The sequence below is a fragment of the Streptomyces botrytidirepellens genome (assembly GCF_003721215.1).
GTDB lineage: Bacteria > Actinomycetota > Actinomycetes > Streptomycetales > Streptomycetaceae > Streptomyces > Streptomyces himastatinicus.
This window is the reverse complement of sequence record NZ_RIBZ01000136.1, coordinates 1-2,684: the sequence shown is the minus strand read 5'-3', so window position 1 is coordinate 2,684 and position 2,684 is coordinate 1. Positions and strand designations below refer to the sequence as shown.

The 2,684-nt window shown below is 70.5% G+C and carries 4 protein-coding genes; all 4 read left to right on the top strand.

From position 1 onward, the window contains the following. On the top strand, positions 1–284 hold a 284-nt coding region (locus tag EEJ42_RS10335), incomplete at its 5' end, for a glycine cleavage T C-terminal barrel domain-containing protein (RefSeq protein ID WP_281291425.1). Positions 285–421: 137 nt separating this feature from the next. Further along, entirely contained in the window at positions 422–802 is a 381-nt protein-coding gene (gene gcvH / locus EEJ42_RS10330; protein WP_123099662.1) for a glycine cleavage system protein GcvH, read from the top strand. Between the two features lie 25 nt (positions 803–827). Further along, the gene (glyA, locus tag EEJ42_RS10325) at positions 828–2,093 is read left to right on the top strand and encodes a serine hydroxymethyltransferase (protein WP_123099661.1); all 1,266 of its coding nucleotides are present in this window, start codon (positions 828–830) and stop codon (positions 2,091–2,093) included. A gap of 106 nt (positions 2,094–2,199) precedes the next feature. Then, a partial coding sequence (locus EEJ42_RS10320) for a serine dehydratase beta chain (RefSeq protein ID WP_281291424.1) occupies positions 2,200–2,684 on the top strand: 485 nt, incomplete at its 3' end.

Here is a 2,684-nt window from a genome sequence, read left to right as displayed (position 1 = left end):
CGGCGCGCGAGGCCGAGGCCCGGCCGCCGCGCACGCTGACCGGCCTGGTCGCCGAGGGCCGCCGGGTGCCGCGCGCCGGATACGCCGTGCTGGGCCCCGACGGGTCGGAGATCGGCCGGGTCACCTCGGGCGCCCCGTCCCCGACGCTGGGGAAGCCGATCGCCATGGCGTACGTCGACGCGGAGCACGCCGCGCCCGGCAGCCCGGGAGTGTCGGTGGACATCCGCGGTACCCGGGAGCCGTACGAGGTGGTCGCGCTCCCCTTCTACCGCCGCGAACGCTGAAACCTCCCTTTCCGGCGTCGCGCACGGCCCGACCTCCCCTTCTGTGACCGCGAGCGCCGAAACCTCCCGTGACCCGTCTGTCTCACCACTGAAGACCCGTTTCCCAAGCACTCCCCTCTATCCAGGAGAATCGGACCATGAGCAACCCCCAGCAGCTGCGCTACAGCAAGGAGCACGAGTGGCTGTCGGCCGCCGACCAGGACGGCGTGTCGACGATCGGCATCACCGAATACGCGGCCAACGCGCTCGGCGATGTCGTGTACGTCCAGCTCCCGGATGTCGGCTCCACCGTCGCCGCCGGTGAAACCTGCGGTGAGCTGGAGTCCACGAAGTCGGTCAGCGACCTGTACGCGCCGGTCTCCGGTGAGGTCACCGAGATCAACGAGGACGTGGTGAACGACCCGGCGCTGGTGAATTCCGCCCCCTTCGAGGGCGGCTGGCTGTTCAAGGTGAAGGTGACGGACGAGCCGGGCGACCTGCTCTCCGCCGAGGAATACGCCTCCTTCTCCAACAACTGACCCTCCTTACTCGATCGGGACCCTGATGTCGCTTCTGAACAGCTCCCTTCACGAGCTCGACCCGGACGTCGCCGCTGCTGTCGACGCCGAACTCCACCGCCAGCAGTCCACCCTCGAAATGATCGCCTCGGAGAACTTCGCTCCGGCCGCCGTCATGGAGGCCCAGGGCTCGGTCCTGACCAACAAGTACGCCGAGGGCTACCCCGGCCGCCGCTACTACGGCGGCTGTGAGCACGTCGACGTGGTCGAGCAGATCGCCATCGACCGCATCAAGGAGCTCTTCGGCGCCGAGGCCGCCAACGTGCAGCCGCACTCCGGCGCCCAGGCGAACGCCGCCGCGATGTTCGCGCTGCTCCAGCCCGGCGACACCATCCTCGGGCTGAACCTGGCGCACGGCGGCCACCTCACCCACGGCATGAAGATCAACTTCTCGGGCAAGCTCTACAACGTGGTGCCCTACCACGTGGACGCCGAGACCGGTCTGGTCGACATGGACGAGGTCGAGCGCCTGGCCAAGGAGCACCGCCCCAAGCTGGTCATCGCGGGCTGGTCGGCGTACCCGCGCCAGCTGGACTTCGCCGCCTTCCGCCGCATCGCGGACGAGGTCGGCGCGTACCTGATGGTCGACATGGCCCACTTCGCGGGCCTGGTGGCGGCGGGGCTGCACCCCTCCCCCGTACCGCACGCCCACGTCGTGACCACCACCACCCACAAGACCCTGGGCGGTCCGCGCGGCGGCGTCATCCTGTCCACCGCCGAGCTGGCCAAGAAGATCAACTCCGCGGTCTTCCCCGGTCAGCAGGGCGGCCCGCTGGAGCACGTCATCGCGGCCAAGGCGGTGTCCTTCAAGGTCGCGGCCGGCTCCGCCTTCAAGGAGCGCCAGGAGCGCACGGTCGAGGGCGCCAAGATCCTCGCCGAGCGGCTCACCCAGGCCGATGTGACCGAGGTCGGCGTCTCCGTCCTCTCCGGCGGCACGGACGTGCACCTCGTCCTGGTCGACCTGCGCAACTCCGAGCTGGACGGCAAGCAGGCCGAGGACCGCCTCCACGAGGTCGGCATCACGGTCAACCGCAACGCCATCCCGAACGACCCGCGGCCCCCGATGGTCACCTCGGGTCTGCGGATCGGCACCCCGGCGCTCGCCACCCGCGGCTTCACCGCCGAGGACTTCCGCGAGGTCTCGGACATCATCGCCGAGGCGCTCAAGCCCTCGTACGACGCCGAGGCGCTGAAGGCTCGGGTCACCGCCCTCGCCGACAAGCACCCGCTGTACCCGCACCTGTCGAAGTAACCCGGGTCCGGCCTCCTGGGGCCCGGACCCCGGGGGGCGCGCCCACCGGCGCGCCCCCCGCACCGCACCACCCGCACGCGCCCCGCGTGCAGACGAAGGAGTCCCGGTGGCCATCTCCGTATTCGATCTCTTCTCGATCGGCATCGGCCCGTCCAGCTCGCACACCGTCGGCCCGATGCGGGCGGCACGGATGTTCGTCCTGCGGCTGAAGAACGAAGGGCTGCTGACCCCCACCGCCGCGGTGCGGGCGGAGCTGTTCGGCTCCCTCGGCGCCACCGGCCACGGCCACGGCACCCCCAAGGCCGTGCTGCTCGGCCTGGAGGGCCACTCCCCGCGCACCGTCGACGTCGAGGCCGCCGACGGCGAGGTCGAGCGCATCCGCACCACCAAGCGGCTGCGGCTGCTCGCCGCCGAGATCGAGGGCGGTCACGAGATCGACTTCGACGAGTCCGACGAGCTGATCCTGCACCGCCGCCGCTCCCTGCCGTACCACGCCAACGGCATGACCCTCTTCGCGTACGACGAGTCCGGCCATCCGCTGCTGGAGAAGACCTACTACTCGGTCGGCGGCGGCTTCGTGGTCGACGAGGA

Bases quoted from the DNA above. Each gene is read 5' to 3' on its own strand.
- glyA (WP_123099661.1), top strand. From the start codon at position 828: ATGTCGCTTCTGAACAGCTCCCTTCACGAGCTCGACCCGGACGTCGCC.
- gcvH (WP_123099662.1), top strand. From the start codon at position 422: ATGAGCAACCCCCAGCAGCTGCGCTACAGCAAGGAGCACGAGTGGCTG.